The sequence below is a fragment of the Haloflavibacter putidus genome, from assembly GCF_006546625.1.
Classification (GTDB): domain Bacteria; phylum Bacteroidota; class Bacteroidia; order Flavobacteriales; family Flavobacteriaceae; genus Mesonia; species Mesonia putida.
The window spans coordinates 171,846-189,360 of sequence record NZ_VIAR01000001.1 but is presented as its reverse complement, the minus strand read 5'-3'; the positions used below and the strand labels follow the sequence as shown (position 1 = coordinate 189,360).

Annotated in this window: 20 protein-coding genes; 14 read left to right on the top strand and 6 right to left on the bottom strand. The window is 35.8% G+C overall.

What is annotated here, in order from left to right; translation table 11 throughout:
• Positions 1 to 140 precede the first annotated feature (140 nt).
• The 9 genes from FKR84_RS00815 (at position 141) to can (ending at position 9,995) form a co-directional block, all read left to right on the top strand.
• Positions 141 to 1,145, top strand: a complete 1,005-nt coding sequence (locus FKR84_RS00815) for an AAA family ATPase (protein ID WP_141420283.1) — start codon at positions 141 to 143, stop codon at positions 1,143 to 1,145.
• Between the two features lie 61 nt (positions 1,146 to 1,206).
• Positions 1,207 to 2,073 carry a DUF58 domain-containing protein gene (locus FKR84_RS00810; RefSeq protein WP_141420282.1) on the top strand — a complete coding sequence of 289 codons (867 nt, stop codon included), beginning with the start codon at positions 1,207 to 1,209 and terminating at the stop codon, positions 2,071 to 2,073.
• Positions 2,070 to 3,719 carry a BatD family protein gene (locus FKR84_RS00805; protein ID WP_141420281.1) on the top strand — a complete coding sequence of 550 codons (1,650 nt, stop codon included), beginning with the start codon at positions 2,070 to 2,072 and terminating at the stop codon, positions 3,717 to 3,719. Before FKR84_RS00810 ends, FKR84_RS00805 begins: the two co-directional genes overlap by 4 nt.
• On the top strand, positions 3,719 to 4,738 hold the full coding sequence (locus FKR84_RS00800) for a vWA domain-containing protein (RefSeq protein WP_141420280.1): 1,020 nt from the start codon (positions 3,719 to 3,721) through the stop codon (positions 4,736 to 4,738). Before FKR84_RS00805 ends, FKR84_RS00800 begins: the two co-directional genes overlap by 1 nt.
• 3 nt (positions 4,739 to 4,741) lie before the next feature.
• Positions 4,742 to 5,791 carry a vWA domain-containing protein gene (locus FKR84_RS00795; protein WP_394348472.1) on the top strand — a complete coding sequence of 350 codons (1,050 nt, stop codon included), beginning with the start codon at positions 4,742 to 4,744 and terminating at the stop codon, positions 5,789 to 5,791.
• Positions 5,778 to 6,659 (top strand): tetratricopeptide repeat protein, encoded by an 882-nt coding sequence (locus tag FKR84_RS00790; protein WP_141420278.1) that lies wholly within the window; start codon positions 5,778 to 5,780, stop codon positions 6,657 to 6,659. The genes FKR84_RS00795 and FKR84_RS00790 overlap by 14 nt, the downstream gene beginning before the upstream one ends.
• A complete protein-coding gene (locus tag FKR84_RS00785) occupies positions 6,660 to 8,423 on the top strand; it encodes a BatD family protein (protein ID WP_141420277.1) in 1,764 nt (587 codons plus the stop codon).
• Between the two features lie 2 nt (positions 8,424 to 8,425).
• Complete coding sequence (locus FKR84_RS00780) at positions 8,426 to 9,184, top strand: tetratricopeptide repeat protein (protein WP_141420276.1); 759 nt, start codon at positions 8,426 to 8,428, stop codon at positions 9,182 to 9,184.
• Between the two features lie 172 nt (positions 9,185 to 9,356).
• Positions 9,357 to 9,995, top strand: a complete 639-nt coding sequence (can, locus tag FKR84_RS00775; RefSeq protein ID WP_141420275.1) for a carbonate dehydratase — start codon at positions 9,357 to 9,359, stop codon at positions 9,993 to 9,995.
• A 2-nt stretch (positions 9,996 to 9,997) separates the two neighbouring features.
• Here can and FKR84_RS00770 read toward each other — a convergent pair whose 3' ends face one another.
• Positions 9,998 to 10,516: a CvpA family protein gene (locus FKR84_RS00770; RefSeq protein WP_141420274.1), complete on the bottom strand. Its 519-nt coding sequence runs from the start codon at positions 10,514 to 10,516 to the stop codon at positions 9,998 to 10,000.
• 48 nt (positions 10,517 to 10,564) lie between these two features.
• Between FKR84_RS00770 and FKR84_RS00765 the strand changes: the two genes are divergently transcribed.
• The 5 genes from FKR84_RS00765 to FKR84_RS00750 are packed head-to-tail and all read left to right on the top strand — an operon-like array spanning position 10,565 to position 13,305.
• Positions 10,565 to 10,921: a hypothetical protein gene (locus tag FKR84_RS00765; RefSeq protein WP_141420273.1), complete on the top strand. Its 357-nt coding sequence runs from the start codon at positions 10,565 to 10,567 to the stop codon at positions 10,919 to 10,921.
• A gap of 6 nt (positions 10,922 to 10,927) precedes the next feature.
• Entirely contained in the window at positions 10,928 to 11,602 is a 675-nt protein-coding gene (locus FKR84_RS00760; protein WP_141420272.1) for a ceramidase, read from the top strand.
• A gap of 54 nt (positions 11,603 to 11,656) precedes the next feature.
• Positions 11,657 to 12,679: a phenylalanine--tRNA ligase subunit alpha gene (pheS, locus tag FKR84_RS00755; RefSeq protein WP_141420271.1), complete on the top strand. Its 1,023-nt coding sequence runs from the start codon at positions 11,657 to 11,659 to the stop codon at positions 12,677 to 12,679.
• Between the two features lie 56 nt (positions 12,680 to 12,735).
• The gene (locus tag FKR84_RS13260; RefSeq protein WP_233357616.1) at positions 12,736 to 12,906 is read left to right on the top strand and encodes a hypothetical protein; all 171 of its coding nucleotides are present in this window, start codon (positions 12,736 to 12,738) and stop codon (positions 12,904 to 12,906) included.
• Between the two features lie 3 nt (positions 12,907 to 12,909).
• Positions 12,910 to 13,305, top strand: a complete 396-nt coding sequence (locus FKR84_RS00750) for a hypothetical protein (protein WP_141420270.1) — start codon at positions 12,910 to 12,912, stop codon at positions 13,303 to 13,305.
• Here FKR84_RS00750 and FKR84_RS00745 read toward each other — a convergent pair.
• The 5 genes from FKR84_RS00745 to FKR84_RS00725 all read right to left on the bottom strand — a co-directional run bounded on the left by FKR84_RS00745 (position 13,302) and on the right by FKR84_RS00725 (position 17,498).
• The gene (locus FKR84_RS00745) at positions 13,302 to 14,207 is read right to left on the bottom strand and encodes an EamA family transporter (RefSeq protein WP_141420269.1); all 906 of its coding nucleotides are present in this window, start codon (positions 14,205 to 14,207) and stop codon (positions 13,302 to 13,304) included. The genes FKR84_RS00750 and FKR84_RS00745 overlap by 4 nt on opposite strands.
• 60 nt (positions 14,208 to 14,267) lie before the next feature.
• Positions 14,268 to 15,269: an NAD(P)H-dependent glycerol-3-phosphate dehydrogenase gene (locus FKR84_RS00740; protein WP_141420268.1), complete on the bottom strand. Its 1,002-nt coding sequence runs from the start codon at positions 15,267 to 15,269 to the stop codon at positions 14,268 to 14,270.
• A 191-nt stretch (positions 15,270 to 15,460) separates the two neighbouring features.
• Positions 15,461 to 16,045 carry a nicotinate (nicotinamide) nucleotide adenylyltransferase gene (gene nadD / locus FKR84_RS00735; RefSeq protein WP_141420267.1) on the bottom strand — a complete coding sequence of 195 codons (585 nt, stop codon included), beginning with the start codon at positions 16,043 to 16,045 and terminating at the stop codon, positions 15,461 to 15,463.
• Complete coding sequence (gmk, locus tag FKR84_RS00730) at positions 16,045 to 16,623, bottom strand: guanylate kinase (RefSeq protein ID WP_141420266.1); 579 nt, start codon at positions 16,621 to 16,623, stop codon at positions 16,045 to 16,047. Before gmk ends, nadD begins: the two co-directional genes overlap by 1 nt.
• Positions 16,623 to 17,498 carry a YicC/YloC family endoribonuclease gene (locus FKR84_RS00725; protein WP_141420265.1) on the bottom strand — a complete coding sequence of 292 codons (876 nt, stop codon included), beginning with the start codon at positions 17,496 to 17,498 and terminating at the stop codon, positions 16,623 to 16,625. The genes gmk and FKR84_RS00725 overlap by 1 nt, the downstream gene beginning before the upstream one ends.
• Between the last annotated feature and the right edge of the window lie 17 nt (positions 17,499 to 17,515).

Below are 17,515 nucleotides of genomic sequence, written 5' to 3'. Positions count from 1 at the left end.
TTGGTCTATAAGGTAAAGCAAAGGAAAACTTAAGCTTGTTACAATATAATATTTTTAACCAATTGTTAACAGCTAATGCGTTAATAATTTTACACTTTGCAACGTTGCGAAAATAAGAGAACAGGTAAATTTTTTAACCTATGGAAAATGCAAATACGGCAAGCAATATTGCCGATTTAAACGAAAAAATAGAAAAGGAAAGCGCATTTGTAGATTTGCTTACCACAGAGATGAACAAAGTAATTGTGGGGCAAAAATATATGGTAGAACGTCTTTTGATAGGTCTTTTGGGACAAGGTCATATTTTATTGGAAGGTGTTCCCGGGTTGGCAAAAACCTTGGCCATTAATACACTTTCTAAAGCGGTTCACGGGAGTTTTAGCCGTATACAATTTACGCCGGACTTGCTGCCGGCAGACGTGGTTGGTACGATGATCTATAATATGAAACTCAACGATTTTAGCATAAAAAAAGGTCCCATTTTTGCCAATTTTGTTTTGGCAGATGAGATTAACCGGGCGCCGGCAAAAGTACAATCTGCTTTGCTGGAAGCCATGCAAGAAAAACAAGTTACCATTGGCGAAGAAACTTTTATTTTAGATAAACCCTTTTTGGTAATGGCCACGCAAAACCCGGTAGAGCAAGAAGGTACTTATCCGTTGCCGGAAGCACAAGTAGACCGGTTTATGCTTAAAACAGTAATAGACTATCCCAAACTTGATGAAGAACAATTAATAATGCGGGCAAACTTAAAAGGTGGTTTTGAGAGCGTAAACCAAGTGGTAAGCTTAGAGCAAATACTACGAGCGCAAGAAACAGCCCGCCAAGTCTATATGGATGAGAAGATAGAAAAATATATCTTAGACATTGTTTTTGCTACCCGTTATCCGGAAAAATATAATCTGGAAAGTTTAAAACCGCTTATATCTTTTGGCGCTTCGCCACGGGCAAGTATAAACTTAGGTGTTGCTTCTAAGTGTTACGCTTTTATCAAACGTCGCGGGTATGTAATACCAGAAGACGTTCGGGCGGTGGTTTTAGATGTTTTGCGGCACAGGGTTGGTTTAACCTACGAGGCAGAAGCAGAAAATATTACTTCAGAAGATATTGTTGGGAAAATTATAAACGAGATAGAAGTACCCTAGAAATTTGCAAGAAGGTGTTTAAAAAAACAACTACCAATCTTTCTTAATATGTTGCAAATAAATGGATACAAAAGACTTACTTAAAAAAGTTCGGAAAATAGAAATTAAAACCCGGCGCTTAAGCAATAACGTTTTTGGCGGGGAATACCATTCTACTTTTAAAGGAAGGGGAATGACTTTTAGCGAGGTAAGAAAATACCAATTCGGCGACGATGTTAGAAGCATAGATTGGAATGTTACCGCGCGCTACAACGAACCTTTTGTTAAGGTTTTTGAAGAAGAACGCGAACTCACCATGATGTTGGCGGTAGATATTTCCGGCTCCGAATTTTTTGGTACTTCCCAAGCTTTTAAAAAAGATATTGTTACAGAAATTGCCGCTACTTTGGCTTTTTCGGCTACCCAGAATAACGATAAAATTGGGTTATTACTTTTTTCAGATCAGGTAGAACTTTTTATTCCGCCAAAGAAAGGCAGATCGCACGTTTTACGTATTATTCGGGAGTTATTGGAGTTTAAACCCAAAAGCAAAAACACCAATTTGGACACAGCACTTAAATTTTTGCAGAATATGCTTAAAAAGAAAGCCATAGTTTTTATTTTGTCAGATTTTATGACAGAAGATTATGAAAAACCTTTAAAAATTTTAGCCAACAAACACGACCTTACCGGTATCAGGGTTTATGATGAGCGCGAAAAAGAAATGCCCAATGTAGGAATGGTAAATATGCTTGACGCGGAAACCAATCAAGCTATTATTGTAAATACAAGTTCTAAGAGCGTACGAAATAATTATGCAAAAAACTACCAAGACCAAGTTAGGTATTTTGACACCACTTTCAATTTAAGCGGTGCCGGACGTTTACATACCGAAGTAGGTGAAAGCTACGTAAAAAAGTTATTAGGATATTTTAAAAACAGGGCATGATGAAGGCAAAATGTAAACATACTACAGATTTTGCCAAATATTGGTTTTGGTTGCCAACGTTTTGTCTTTTTTTATTGGGGCAAACGGTTTTCGGGCAACAGGTAAAAACAGAAGTAGACACCACAACCATAAAAATTGGGGAACAAATAAATTATACTATAAAAGTATCTGCAGAGGCTTCTGCGGTTATAAAATTCCCGGAGAAAAAAGATTTTCTTCCTTTAGAAGCATTTGAAGTTTCGCCCACAGATACGGTTAAAAATGCTGCAGATTATAGCTTTATGCGGCGTTATGCTTTAACCCAATTTGACTCTGGTTCGTATACCATTCCGCGGCAGCGTATTTTAATAAACAACCAAACTTTTTATGCAGATTCTTTGCAAGTAGAAGTAAGAAATGTAGCGGTAGATACTACCAAACAACAATTATTTCCCATAAAACCATCTGTAGAAGTAGAAAAACCATTTCGGGTGCCAACTTGGCTTTGGTATACTTTGGCAGCTTTGTTAATTCTTGGGTTACTAACGTATTGGTTGCTAAAAACCCGTAAAAAAAGAAAAGAAGCCCAACGCCAATTGCCACCTTACGAACAGGCTAAAAAGACATTAGAAGAATTAGATAAAAGCCAAACTTTAGAGCAAGGCGAGGTGAAAAAATATTATTCGGTTTTAACCGAAGCGATACGAAGATATTTAGACAAAAAAGTAGACGGTCGCGCCTTAGAAAGCACCACAAACGAGTTGATTGCCTACCTTAAAAATGCGAAAAACGAAAATAAACTTTACGTAAAAGACAGTTTGATTGGTAGCCTTACGGCGATTTTAAATCGGGCAGATTTGGCAAAATTTGCCGGTATAAAACCAGACCGGTTAACAGCCAAAGAAGATCGCAAAACAATAGAAGAGCATTTAGATTCTTTGCAACAAGCAATACCGGAACCAACCGAAAAAGACACAGAAAAAGATGCTGCTTATTTGGAAGAAAAACGCCAAAAAAGACGCAAAAAACAATGGATTATTACCGGCGTTTCCGGTGTTGTTATTATTTTGGTCGCAGTCGGAATCTTTATTGGCGAAAAAGGTTTTAGCTATACCAAAGATTTAATTTTTGGGCATCCGTCCAAAGAATTATTGCACGGCGATTGGATTACGAGCTCGTACGGTACGCCAAGTGTAAAAATTACCACTCCCAAAGTCTTGGTTAGACAAGAATTAGATTCTATAATTCAAATTCCGCAGTTGCAACAAAAAGACGCCAAAGTAACCAGTTTTGCTTTTGGACCTTTATTGGGAGATTTTCATATACAATTAAACACCGTAAGCTTTAAAAACACTACAGAAGTAGATTTAAACAAAACAATAGATAAGATTTACGAATTTTTAGAAGATAAAGGTGCCACAAATATCTTAGTGAAAAACGAAGAATTTATAACCCCAGAAGGCGCCGAGGGCATAAAAGCTTTTGGTAGCTTTAGTTTAGAAAATCCAATTACCAAAGGCGCCATCCGTAAAGAATATGCTATTTTAAACTTTAGCGAAAAAGGCGGGATGGAACAAATTATCTTGATTTATAATCAAAAAGACGCTTACGCGGAAGAAATGGTAGGAAGAATTGCCAATTCAGTAAAATTTAAAACCGAAGATTAATGCTAGATTTCAACAACATAACGTTCGAGCATCCGCAGTGGTTTTGGTTGTTTTTGTTGCTGCCGGTTTTATTGGTTTGGTTTATTGTAAAGCGCCATAAGCAAACCCCCGAAGTTGAAATTTCGAGCATTAAAGGTTTTAAAGTAAAACAAGGTTTATTGCCCAAATTACGACCGGTTTTATGGGTTTTACAACTTCTGGCTTTAAGCTTGTTAATTTTGGCAATGACGCGACCCAGAACGGTAGATGTAACTACCCAAACCAGCACGACGCAAGGTATAGATATTATGATGGCCATAGATGTTTCGGCAAGTATGTTGGCCAAAGATTTAGAGCCAAACCGTTTGGAAGCTTTGAAAGAAGTAGCGGCAGATTTTATAGACGGTAGGCCTAACGACAGGTTTGGATTGGTGCTTTTTGCCGGCGAAAGCTTTACCAAAATACCCATAACCAGCGATAAGTCTATTGTAAAAAATGGTTTACGCGACATAAATTACGAAGAGATTAGTGAGATTATGGAAAGCGGTACCGCAATAGGAATGGGTTTGGCAACTTCGGTAAACCGAATAAAAGATAGCAAGGCAGAAAGTAAGGTGATAATTCTGCTTACAGATGGTGTAAATAATGCCGGCGTTATAGACCCGCAAACTGCGATGGATTTGGCTATAGAATATGGCATAAAAACCTATACTATTGGTATTGGTACAAATGGTATGGCTTTGAGTCCGGTGGCAATTGCGCCTAACGGACGCATTCGTTATAGAAATGTGCAAGTAGAAATAGACGAAGCTTTATTGAGAGAAATTTCAGAAAAGACAAACGCACAATATTTTAGAGCCACAGATACAGATAAATTGCAAGCCATTTACGACGAAATAGATAAACTCGAAAAAAGCGATATAGAAGAATTTAAATATTATAATTACGACGAAAAATACAGGCCTTTGGTTTTATTAGCCGGTTTGTTACTTATAATTCAAGTGGTTTTACGCTATACTATATTTAGAAGTTTTGTATAAATAATGATTTTAGAAGAAAAAATATATTTTTGGCTGTTCCTGGTTTTACCATTTATTTTACTGGTATTTCTAGCAATGCTTTGGTGGCGAAAAAGTGCTCAGAAAAAATTTGCCTCTCAAAAATTATTGCAACAACTAAGTCCTAATAAATCACGTTTTAAACCGTGGGTCAAACTAGTGCTTTTGTTTTTGGCTTTAAGTTGTTTAATTGTTGCTTTGGTAAACCCCATGGTGGGTTCTAAATTAGAAACCGTAAAACGCGAAGGCGTAGATATTGTCTTTGCTATAGATGTTTCTAAATCTATGTTGGCAGAAGATATTGCGCCCAACCGATTGGAAAAATCTAAGCAATTGGTTAACCAAATTATCAATAATTTAGCATCAGACAGAATTGGAATTATTGCCTATGCCGGTAGCGCTTTTCCGCAATTACCAATCACTACAGATTATGGTTCTGCAAAAGTATTTTTGCAAGCTATGAATACAGATATGGTTTCTAGTCAAGGTACGGCAATTTATGAAGCCATAGAATTAGCCAAGACTTTCTACGATAAGAATGCAGAAACCAATAGGGTTTTGGTAATTATTAGCGATGGCGAAGATCACGGTGGAAGGTTGGAAGATATTACAAAAGAAGCCGCCAAAGAAGGAATTAAGATTATTGGTATTGGAGTAGGAACGCAAAAAGGCGGACCAATTCCTATAAAACAAAACGGTCGAACCGTACGTTATAAAAAAGACAGAAATAACGAAACGGTAATAACAAAATTAGATCCTACCACGTTAAAAACTATAGCAGAAGAAAGCGATGGCAAGTACATTCACGGCGTAAATACACAAGAAGTAGTAAACCAAGTACAAGAAGTTTTAGAGAATATTGAGAAAACAGAATTCGAAACCAAGAAATTTGCAGATTATAAAGATCAATTTCAATGGTTTGTTGGGTTTGGCATACTTTTTCTAGTAGTAAATATGTTTGTATTAGAGAGAAAAACAGCTTGGGTAAAACGTTTAAATTTATTCAACGAAAGGAGTAAAAATGAGAGTAAATAAAAATACATATTTTAAAATAGCATTTTTGGGCTTGTTTTTTCTAAGTTTTTTCGGAACACTTTCTGCGCAAGAAAAAGAGAAAAAAGCTACCAAAGAAGCTAAGCTTTTTATGGCTGAGGCCGAAGAAGCTCTGGCTAATGATAATTTTGCCCTGGCCGAAGCAAAATACCGCGAGGCAATTGCCAAAGATCCAAATTTGGCAGATGCAAATTATAATTTGGGGAATCTTTACTATAAAAATAATATAGCAGAAGAATCTTCAGAGCGTTTGCAAGAATCGGCTACGGTAGCAAAAGAAAAAGCTTTAAAACACAAAGCTTTTCATAATCAAGGTAATGCTTTTATGGCGCAAAAAAATTATCAAAAAGCGGTAGAAGCTTATAAAAATGCTTTACGGAATAGACCCTCAGACGATCAAACCCGTTATAATTTGGCAGTTGCTAAAGAAAAATTGGAAAAAGAGAAGCAGAAGCAAAAAGACAAAGACAAAAAAGATAAAAAAGACCAGCAGGACAAGCAAGATAAAAACAAACAAAACAAAGACGGAGAGCAAGATAAAAAAGACAAATCTGGCGACGGCGAGAATAAAGATAAAAACGAAAAGCCTAGCGATAAAGAAAATCAAAAAGACAAAAAAGATAAAGACAAGCAAGGCGATAAAAAAGATGAAAAAGAACAACAGCCAGAACAGGAAAAAGATGGTAAAAACAAAGCAGACCAGCAACCACAACCCAGAAAAGGCGAGTTATCTAAACAACAAATAAAAAATTTGTTGGAAGCGATGGAAAATCAAGAGAAAAAAATTCAAGATAAAATAAATGCTAAAAAGGCAAAAGGTCAAAGATCTAACGTAGAAAAAGATTGGTAGATGAAACGAAAGTTATTAATAACATGCATGTTTTTTTTGATTGGGGCTTTAGGCTTTTCGCAAGTAAAATTTGAAGCAGAAGCAAGCCGTAAAAAGTTAGGTATAAACGAGCGTTTACGCATCGATTTTACAATGAATGAAGATGGCGATAATTTTAAACCCCCCCAGTTTAAAAATTTTCAGGTAGTTGGTGGTCCAAATCAATCAATTAGCTATAGCTACATGAACGGCCAGAAAACCTATCAGAAAAAATATTCTTATTTTTTAAAACCTTACAGCAGGGGAACATTTCAAATTGGACAAGCAGAAATTACCGTAGACGGCGAAGTATATAAAACCACACCGCTAAAAGTTGAGGTTGTAGCCGCCGTAGATAAACCAACAGACGGCAACAATGCGGCATTAACCGCTGCAGAAAATATACATTTGGTGGCAGAGGTTTCTAACACCAATCCGTATTTAAACGAGGGTATAACCGTGCAATATAAGCTGTATGTTAGTCCGCGTATAAATGTCACCAACTGGCGACCAATTGATAATCCTAAATTCACCAATTTTTGGAGTCAGAATATAGATATTCAACAACTCAATGTAAAAAACGGTACGTATAAAGGAGAACCTTACCGGTATGTAACTTTACGGAAAACGGTGCTTTATCCACAAAAAACCGGCGAGTTAACCGTAGAACCTTTAACGCTTTCTGTGGCCGTAGATGTGCCAACGGACAGACGCGATATTTTTGGTAGAAGATTATACGAAACCGTAGATAAAACCATCGCGGCCAATAATCGCACGATAAACGTAAAAGAATTACCTACCCAAGGAAAACCGGCCAATTTTACCGGCGCGGTAGGCGATTTTAATTTTGAAGTAAACGTAAATAAAACTAATTTAAAAGCATCAGAATCTTTACAAGCCGAGGTGAAAGTTTCTGGAAACGGAAATTTAAAACTCTTTAGTTTGCCAAAATTAGAAACCCCGGCTTCTTTAGAGGTTTATGAGCCGGAGCATATAGAAAAAGTTTCTACCAATTTGGGTGGTATGCGGGGCAGTACTTTAGATACGTATACTATTATTCCGCAAAGCAAAGGAAAATATCCAATTAGCGGTTTAAGTTTTTCCTATTTTGACCCGAATGCCAAAACCTATAAAACCCTTTCTTCGCAAGAAATTTTACTAGAAGTAGAAGCTGCGCCCGGTTCTGCCGGCAATCAGGTAATTACAACAACTTCTTCTGCCAAACAACCCGTTGTGGCAAAGGCAGAGCAGTTTAGATATATTAAATTAGAACCTAATTTAAAACCCGCGGGCAAACATAAATTCTTTAAAAGCACCTTATATTGGACGGGTTTAACGCTACCGCTCTTGTTAATTCCTATAGTTGTTTTTAAGGGAAACAAACAACGGGAAAAAGCCGGCGATGTAGAAGGCAAACGGATAAAAAGAGCCAATAAATTGGCTAAAAAATACTTGTCTAAAGCCAAAAATGCTTTGGGCGATAAAAATGCTTTTTATGTAGCTTTAGAAAAAGCCTTGCATAATTATTTACGCGCCAAATTGCATTTGCAAACCGCAGAAATGAGCAAAGACCGCATTGCTACTATATTAAAAGAAAAAAATGTGGCCCAAGAGAATATAGAACAATTTATAAGCTTGCTGCAAAGTTGCGAGCTGGCAAGATATGCCGCCGCATCTTCTACCGCTATGCAACAAGATTATGATAAAGCAGTAAACGTATTGGCAGAATTAGATAAACAACTTTAAAGATGAAAAAGATATTTTATTTCCTGCTTTTATTGCTGATTGCAAGTTTGCCGGTTACCGCGCAAAACGGCGAAAAACTGTTTGAAGAAGCCACCCAATTATACGCCGACGGTAAATTTGAGCAAGCCATAAAAAAGTACGAGCAAATTATAGAAAACGACCAAGTATCTACGGCGGTTTATTATAATTTGGCCAACGCGCACTATAAATTGAACCATATTGCGCCCAGTATTTATAACTACGAAAAAGCTTTGCAGCTTTCGCCAAACGACGAAGATGTAAAAAACAACTTGTCTTTTGCGCAAAATATGACCTTAGACGCCATAGAAAAAGCGCCGCAAACAGGAATATCCAAAAGCTTTAAAAATGTAATTTCTTTTTTTGATTATGACAGTTGGGCGTGGCTAAGCATTGTGTTTTCGGTGTTGTTTGCTGCATCTGCTTTGCTGTATTATTTTGCCACTTCTACCGTAAAAAAACGCTTGTTTTTTGTTACTGGTTTGCTGAGCATAATTTTTTTAATTGTGAGTGTTAGCTTTGCTTATTTACAATTTGGCTGGCAGGAATCTAAAGAGTTTGCCATTATCTTTACGGAAGAAATAGCTGTAAAAGCAGAGCCTAACAGTAAAGCAGAAGAAGTTTTTACCTTGCACGAAGGCACCAAAGTAAAAGTTCTAGACAACTTTAATAACTATACAAAAATAGAATTGGCAGACAAAAAGCAAGGCTGGATGCCCGAGAAGGCTTTAAAAAAGTTGTAGTAAAAATTTTCCTTTACGGAATATATTCTTCTTTTCAACCTGGTGTGTTGCTATTTACGCTCAAAAAAGAAGAAAAAGAACCAAACTTTTTTTTGAAAAAAAAACAGCAAATTTAAAAAGTGTCTTCTAAAAAAAATGCACTTTTACATTCAGAAGAAAAAAGTAAAACAGGATGGGACAAGAATTTTATAAGCAAATTTTAGAAAACAACAAAAAATGGGTTTCCGAAAAATTGGAAAATGATCCAGAGTTTTTTAAACGTCTGGAAAACGGTCAAAAACCACCATTACTTTGGATTGGTTGCGCAGATAGTCGCGTGCCGGCAAACCAGATTATAAACGCCCAACCAGGCGAAGTTTTTGTACATAGAAACATTGCCAATATGGTAATTCATACAGATATGAATATGCTAAGCGTTTTAGACTTTGCCGTAAATGCGTTAAAGATAGAGCACGTTATTGTTTGCGGTCATTATGGTTGCGGTGGTATAAAAGCAGCAATGGAAAATAAATCTATTGGTTTGATAGATAATTGGGTTAGGCATATAAAAGAAGTTTATAAAATGCACAAAAGTGAGCTAAACGCAATAGAAGATTTCAACAAACGCTGGGATCGTTATGTAGAGCTAAATGTGCAAGAACAAGCCTTTGATTTGGCCGAAACCAGTATCGTACAAAATGCCTGGAACAACAACCAAAAACTTACCGTGCACGGTTGGGCTTATGGCGTAGGTACCGGTTTGGTAAACGATTTGAACGTAAGCTTAAGCAGTAACGAAGATTTAGAAGATGTTTCTAAGTTAGACTTTTAAAATCACTTAGCGCTAAACAATTTATCGGTGGTTTGGTTTACTTCCTCTATAATTCCCGGTAAAACTATAGGAGCAATTTGTTTTATAGGAATATATAAAACAGATTGCTGCTGTTTTTCTTCCGTAAAGAAATTATCGTCTTCTAGCCAATTATTAGTAAACCATATTAATGTACTGCACACTAGAGCAACTTTTACCACGCCAAAAATTCCGCCTAAAATACGATTTACAATTCCTAGAGCTAAAACATTAGCAAACTTGGTCAAGAGTTTTCCTAAAATTAAAATACCTATTACTATAAGAAGAAAGGTTAGCGCGTAGGCCAATAATCGTATATTATCTGTTTGCCAATCTAAATTGCCGGCAAGCCAACCTACCATTAGGTGCGAAAAATAAATTGCGCCATAAATGCCTGCTATTATAGCAATGAGCGAAGCTACTTCTATTATAAAACCTTTTATAAAGCCGCGTATTAGACCAAAAGTTAGAAGCACGATTAAGATGATATCTATTACATTCATATTTCAAATATACGTCAATTTCAAAAATCAAACTATTATCTTTGCAGCATGGCAAGAGATGAAGAATTAAAACAACGTTGGGAAATGCTATCGCAAAAACTGTCAGCACAGTTTGCAGATGGCGATACTTTAGAGCTGGATGCTATTATTTATCTGGTTGGTGTGCAAGAGTTAGGACAATTGCACAGAAAATTTAAAAAAGATCAAAAAATAGATTTGATTCATATAGCTATTTGTAGGCTATTAGAGCCTTACGGCTATTATGAATTTGATTATTATGATGAAGAAGGTTGGCCGCATTATAAAACCTTAGACCAGTTACCACATTTAAAAGCTGGCGAGCAAAGCATAATGATGAAAGAAGCTATTGTAAATTACTTTTTGGAAAAAGAATACATTTCCTAAACCGCGATGTTTAGTGATTTACAAAATTTTCCGCACGATAGCGGTCCAATTTATCAAGAAACCCTTGCCGGGAGATTTCCTGTAGAACCGTTTAATACCTTTAGCAATTTGCTATTTTTGGTGGTTATTCTCTATTTTGGCAGAAAGATATATCCTAACTATCGGCAACATCTTTTTTTGGCTTTTTGTCTACCTATTTTAACTTTGGGTTTTGTGGGCGGCACGATATACCACGCCACCCGAAGTGCAGAAATTTGGTTGCTTTTAGATTGGGTGCCTATTGTTTTGTTGTGTTTTGCCACAGCGGTTTATTTTTGCTTTTCGCTACCTATAAAAATTCTTTTTAAATGGATTTTTATTGTAGGATTATTACTTTTTCAAATTATTGTTCGTTTAATAGAGCTTCCAAAAAGTTTAAGTATTTCATTAGGTTATATCGCATCTGCAATTGCAATATTGTTACCGCTAACTTTACATATTTGGTATTTTAAAGCTAACTATGCTTACAATATTTTATGGGCTGTGTTAAGTTTTAGTGCCGCCATCGGGTTTAGAATTTTAGATAAAAACCTACATATATTTTCTATGGGTACGCATTGGTTATGGCATTTATTTGGTGCAACGGCCGTGTTTTTTTTAATGAATTATATTTTTTTGCACAAAAAGAACCAAGCAAACTAGTAAAGTTACGTTTTAAAAATTACTAACTTTGCCGTTGCAAACAAGCTAATAATTATGATAGATAAGCTTACGAGTTATATTGTAGAAGTAGAAGATTTTTTTACTGATAAGGAAAAGGAAATAGAAGAATTCCGAATAAAATATTTAGGCAAAAAAGGTATTTTAAACGATTTTTTTGCAGAATTTAAAAACGTTCCTAACGAAGAAAAAAAAGAATACGGACAAAAGATAAATCGGCTTAAAACCGCTGCGCAGAACAAAGTTAAAGAACTGCAAGAAGCTTTAGAGAATCAGCGCGAAGAAAAAGGCGTTTATGGCGATTTGACAAGACCTGCAGAACCTGTAGAAATTGGCGCAAGACATCCTATTTCTATCGTAAAAAACCAAATTACCCAAGTGTTTTCTAACATTGGTTTTGATGTTTCTGAAGGCCCGGAAATGGAAGACGACTGGCATAACTTTACCGCATTAAATTTGCCAGAATATCATCCTGCCAGAGATATGCAAGACACGTTTTTTATACAAACCAACCCCGAAGAAATTTTGTTGAGAACGCACACTTCTAGCGTGCAAGTGCGGTATATGGAAAACAACCAACCGCCCATTAGAACAATTTCTCCCGGGCGTGTTTTTAGAAACGAAGCAATTTCTTCGCGTTCGCATTGTATTTTTCATCAGGTAGAAGGTTTGTATATAGACAAGAATGTAAGCTTTGCAGATTTAAAACAAACTTTGCTGTATTTTACCAAACAGCTTTTCGGGAAATCAGAAATTCGTTTACGACCTTCTTATTTTCCCTTTACGGAACCTAGCGCAGAAGTAGATATTTACTGGGGTTTAGAAACCGAAACCGATTATCGTATTACAAAAGGAACCGGCTGGTTAGAAATTATGGGTTGCGGTATGGTAGATCCCAACGTACTAAGAAATTGCAATATAGATCCGGAAGAATACTCCGGCTTTGCTTTTGGTATGGGCATAGAGCGTATAGCAATGTTGCTTTACCAAATTGGCGATATTCGTATGTTTTATGAAAACGATTTGCGCTTTTTAAAGCAATTTAAAACGGTTTTGTAACCAAGTTAGTGCAAGTTTAGGAAGCATGAAATAACTTAAAATTAAAAGATTACTCTATGAAAAAATACGTTTTTTTGGTTCTGCTTCTTATTGGTATAGCGGTGGTTATATATCTAACTTTTGTAATTGCAATGCTAAAAATTGCTATTGGTAGTGTCTTTTTGGGCATTATGGCAATTGCAATTATTGCCCTTTGGATTACTTGGAAGAAAAAAACACACGATTAAGTTTTGAAAAAAGACATTAACATACCTCCGGTAAAAAAAGTTTATATGGCCGCTGTGCGTAGTTACAACCAAGACTTTAGAACGCACGATTGGCATGTTTATCTTATAAATGAAAATAATTACGCGTTAGAAACCGTTCTAATAGTATCTAAAGGTTACGATAAAAAAGATACCACTTCTGTTATGCGGCATAAATTAAAAGTTTTGCCGGCAAAATCTTTTGCTAAAATAGAATTGCTACAACCGGACGTTTTAAAATTGAACAACCGATTTTCTGTTTCTTTCTTTACGGAAGAGGGTATGCTGCATAAAGATTTCGTATTTAAGAAAAATACAATTGCAGAAAGCGCGGTAAAAACATTGCCACTAATAAAGGAGAAAGGTATATTGGCAGATTAAGCTGTTTGTTTTTTCCGCTTTAGCTTCTTTAAATTCATTACCACAATTGCCGTTAAAATTAAAATTATACCTAACCATTGGTAAATATTAACGCGCTCTCCCAAAAGAAAATAGGCCATACTAACGGCAACCGGCAACTCTATAGAAGTAATAATAGCACCCAATCCCACATTTACTTTTGGCATTCCTGTGGTTAAAAATAAAGGCGGTAAAATAGTTCCGAAAAGGGCTAAGATAATTCCCCATTTATAAAAAACACTAAAATCTATGCCTTCTATAAGAGTTGGTAGGGCAAGAATACTTACTATAGTTAATGCTCCTAAAAGCATCCATTTGCTGCGTTTAATAGAGGGTAAATGCAACGCAACACTATTAGAAGTATAAATAGTTACTGTGTACGAAGTTGCAGCAAGTAGCCCAAAACCAATACCGCGTAAATCTACGGTTATATTTTCAAAAAGTACGTTAGTAGCCAATAGTGTACCTATTATTACAATAAAAACCGCTAATATTTTTAATTTACCCGGGCGTTGTTTATTAAGAATAGAATCTGCTACTACGCCCATCCAAACGCTTTGCATTAATAAAACTATACCAATAGAAACGCTAATATATTGCACGGCCAAATAATAAAACGTACTGGTAAGACCTAAAGAAGTACCCGCCAAGGCCAAATGAAGAATATTTTTCTTAGTAGCTGTTTTTTGTTGGTTTACCGGTTTTTTCTTTCTAAAAAAATCAAGCAGTACCAAGCCTAAAAAACCTAAAAGTACTTGAGCAAAGGTTACTTCAAAAATGGTAAACCCTTCTTCATAAGACATTTTTACAAAAGTGGTAAGCACACCATAACTAGACGCACCAAAAGCTACTAGGATGCCTCCTTTTAAAGCAGAATTTTTCAAAATTAAGAGATGTTTTACGAAGCTGCAAGATGCATATTTAAGCGGAGAAATTATGTAAACTTAGTCTAATTTTTCCACCAATTTTAGAAATACTTTTTTAGGATTTTTATGTTCATATAAAATAGCATAAACAGCATTAATTATTGGCATTTTAGCTTTCTTTTCTCGATTCTTATTAATCTTATAAGCACTTTTGGTGGCATAATAACCTTCTGCAACCATGCTCATTTCCATCTGGGCGCTTTTTACGGTATAGCCTTTACCAATCATATTACCAAACATCCGGTTGCGACTAAAAACCGAATAACCGGTAACCAGCAAATCTCCCAGATAAGCAGAATCGTTAATGTTACGCTTCATTTTATAGGTCTTTTTAATAAAACGCTTCATTTCTCTAATAGCATTGCTCATCAAAACACTTTGAAAGTTATCGCCATAACCCAATCCGTGTGCTATTCCGGCTGCAATAGCATAAATATTTTTAAGCATTGCGGCATATTCTGTACCAATTACATCTTCGCTGGTTTTGCAATTTATATAAGAGCTGCTCAGGTATTTTACCAAAAAATTAGCGTTTTCTTCTTTGGCGCAAGCAATGGTAATATACGAGAGTCGTTCTAAAGCTACTTCCTCGGCGTGGCAAGGTCCGGTTATAACACCAATATTTTCAAACGGAATGTCGTAAAATTTATTAAAATGATCGCCTACTATTAGTCCACTCTCCGGTACAATTCCCTTAATGGCACTAAAAATTATTTTATCTTTTAGTGGTAATTCTAATTTATCGAGCTCGCTTTTTAAAAAAGCAGAAGGTATAGCAAAAATTATATAATCTGCATAGGCTACCGCTTCGTTAATATTGCTGGTTAGCTTTAATTGCTTGGTGTCAAAAGATACCGAGCTCAGATAATTGGGGTTATGATCTTCTTGCTGTATATGCTCTACCGCATTTTGGTTGCGCATATACCAAGCAAGTTCCGACAGGTTTTCGGTTAGCATTTTTACAATGGCCGTAGCCCAACTACCGCCTCCAATTACTGCAAATTTTGGCTCTTTTTCCATACAAAATCATTTTCCTTTCAAAATTACATAAAATTTCAAGCATGACTCTTTACCACACTAAGAAACTTTTAACACAGCATAGTTGCTTATAAATACAATTTAGGACGCTTGTGTGCGTTATTATAGTATAATTTTTGGTTGGTTATTTAAGAAAAGTCGTTCGTTATTCTGCAAAGGTGCGAGCGGCTTTTTTATTTATAAAAATTCATCTCGTCTATATACTGCCAAACTTTTTCAGAAAGTAAAGGCTCTATATTTTTGCCTTCTTTTATGGCTTTACGAATAAAACTAGAAGAAATTTCCATTATTGGGGCATCTATTTTCTTAATTTTTTCGTGTTCGTAAAGTTCGGTTTTAGGACTTTTGTTGGTTATTCTGGGATAAACGTAAATTGGATGCCGTTCTAAAATAACCTCGTGATTTTTCCATTTATGGAAAGTTTTTAGGTTGTCTTCCCCAATAAGTAAAGCAAAATCTTTTTCGGGATATTTTTCTTCCAAATGAGCTAAGGTATTTACAGTATAATTAGGCTGCGGAAGATTAAACTCTATATTACTTGGCTTGAGGTTAAAATAATTTTCTGTAGCGCGAAAAACCATTTCCAAACGATGGTAATCTTCTAACAAAGATTTCTTTTTTTTAAACGGATTGTGTGGCGTTACTACAAGCCAAACTTCGTCTAACTCGCTAAATTCTACCATATGGTTGGCAATAACCAAATGCCCAATATGTATGGGGTTAAAGGTGCCAAAATAGAGACCTATTTTCTTTTTCACTACAATTGGTTTTGTGTAAATTCTTTTACCAGTTTATACGATTCGTCCAGGGCTTCCTGCAAATTATTGTTTACAATTATAAAATCAAATTGTGGGGCGGTTGCCATTTCTATAGAGGCTTTGGCTACTCGCATGTTTATGCGGTCTTCTGTTTCTGTTTTTCGTTTTTTTAGCCTTATTTTTAGCTCTTCTATGCTGGGTGGTTCTACAAAAACAGCCAAAGTTCTTTCAGGATAAATATGTTTTATGTCTAAACCACCAACTACATCAATATCAAAAACTACGTGTTTGCCATTGGCCCAGATGCGCTCTACTTCGCGTTTTAAAGTGCCGTAAAAATTATCGCGGTAAACTTCTTCCCATTCTAAAAAATCATCGTTTTTTATGTGTTGTTTAAACTCACTTAACGACATAAAATAATAATCTTTACCGTGCTCTTCGCCTTCACGCGGCTCTCGGGAAGTTGCAGAAATAGAAAAGTCTAAATTAAGCTCTTCTTGCTTTAATAAATGCTGTACGATGGTGGTTTTTCCAGACCCCGAAGGTGCCGAAAATACAATTAATTTGCCTTCTATCATTAGAGTACGTTTAGGAGTTGCTCTTTAATTTTTTCTAATTCGTCTTTCATTTGTACCACCAATTTTTGCATTGGTGCGTGGTTAGATTTGCTGCCAATGGTATTTATTTCTCTGCCAATTTCCTGACCAATAAAACCTAACTTTTTACCATTACTATCGGGAGAGGATAAGGTTTCTAAAAAATAATTAAGGTGGTTGTCTAATCTGGTTTTTTCTTCGGTAATGTCATACTTTTCAATATAATATACCAATTCTTGCTCAAAGCGGTTTTCGTCTACTTTTTCGATCAAATCGCTTATGGCTTTTGTTAGGCGTTCTTTTACGGCATCTATGCGGTTAGCATCTATTGCGCTAACTTTTTTTAGAAGTTCTTGCAAGTTTTTTATACGCAAAAGGAAATCTTTTTCTAAAGCTTCGCCTTCGTCTAAACGGTATTGGTTTATAGCCACCAAAGCTTCTTGTAAAGCATTTTCTATATGCAAAAACTCGTCTTGGCCTATGGTTTCTTTTTGCGTTTTTAGCGCATCCGGTAATTTCATGGCAATTTCTAACAACTGGGCGTCAGAAGAAGAAGAACCTATTCCGCTTAAATTTAAATCTCTAAATTGCTCTATATAATTTGTAACCACAGGTTTGTTAACTACGGTAGACGTGTTTTCTCCAATCAATTCGGTATTTAAAGAAAAATCTACTTTCCCGCGTTCTAAACTTTTAGCAATACGGTTTCTAAAAATTAATTCTTTTTCTCTGTATTGCGAAGGCATCCGCGCGTTTACATCTAAATTTTTACTGTTTAAAGATTTTATTTCTATTGTTATCTTTTTGCCGGAAAGCTCTAAAGTGCTTTTTCCAAAACCGGTCATTGACTTGATCATAGGCCTAAATTAAAAGT

Excerpts from the sequence above, each read along its gene's own strand:
- FKR84_RS00815 (WP_141420283.1), top strand. The coding sequence starts at position 141 with ATGGAAAATGCAAATACGGCAAGCAATATTGCCGATTTAAACGAAAAA.
- FKR84_RS00810 (WP_141420282.1), top strand. The coding sequence starts at position 1,207 with ATGGATACAAAAGACTTACTTAAAAAAGTTCGGAAAATAGAAATTAAA.
- FKR84_RS00805 (WP_141420281.1), top strand. The coding sequence starts at position 2,070 with ATGATGAAGGCAAAATGTAAACATACTACAGATTTTGCCAAATATTGG.
- FKR84_RS00800 (WP_141420280.1), top strand. The coding sequence starts at position 3,719 with ATGCTAGATTTCAACAACATAACGTTCGAGCATCCGCAGTGGTTTTGG.
- FKR84_RS00795 (WP_394348472.1), top strand. The coding sequence starts at position 4,742 with ATGATTTTAGAAGAAAAAATATATTTTTGGCTGTTCCTGGTTTTACCA.
- FKR84_RS00790 (WP_141420278.1), top strand. The coding sequence starts at position 5,778 with ATGAGAGTAAATAAAAATACATATTTTAAAATAGCATTTTTGGGCTTG.
- FKR84_RS00785 (WP_141420277.1), top strand. The coding sequence starts at position 6,660 with ATGAAACGAAAGTTATTAATAACATGCATGTTTTTTTTGATTGGGGCT.
- FKR84_RS00780 (WP_141420276.1), top strand. The coding sequence starts at position 8,426 with ATGAAAAAGATATTTTATTTCCTGCTTTTATTGCTGATTGCAAGTTTG.
- can (WP_141420275.1), top strand. The coding sequence starts at position 9,357 with ATGGGACAAGAATTTTATAAGCAAATTTTAGAAAACAACAAAAAATGG.
- FKR84_RS00770 (WP_141420274.1), bottom strand. The coding sequence starts at position 10,516 with ATGAATGTAATAGATATCATCTTAATCGTGCTTCTAACTTTTGGTCTA.
- FKR84_RS00765 (WP_141420273.1), top strand. The coding sequence starts at position 10,565 with ATGGCAAGAGATGAAGAATTAAAACAACGTTGGGAAATGCTATCGCAA.
- FKR84_RS00760 (WP_141420272.1), top strand. The coding sequence starts at position 10,928 with ATGTTTAGTGATTTACAAAATTTTCCGCACGATAGCGGTCCAATTTAT.
- pheS (WP_141420271.1), top strand. The coding sequence starts at position 11,657 with ATGATAGATAAGCTTACGAGTTATATTGTAGAAGTAGAAGATTTTTTT.
- FKR84_RS13260 (WP_233357616.1), top strand. The coding sequence starts at position 12,736 with ATGAAAAAATACGTTTTTTTGGTTCTGCTTCTTATTGGTATAGCGGTG.
- FKR84_RS00740 (WP_141420268.1), bottom strand. The coding sequence starts at position 15,269 with ATGGAAAAAGAGCCAAAATTTGCAGTAATTGGAGGCGGTAGTTGGGCT.
- gmk (WP_141420266.1), bottom strand. The coding sequence starts at position 16,623 with ATGATAGAAGGCAAATTAATTGTATTTTCGGCACCTTCGGGGTCTGGA.
- FKR84_RS00725 (WP_141420265.1), bottom strand. The coding sequence starts at position 17,498 with ATGATCAAGTCAATGACCGGTTTTGGAAAAAGCACTTTAGAGCTTTCC.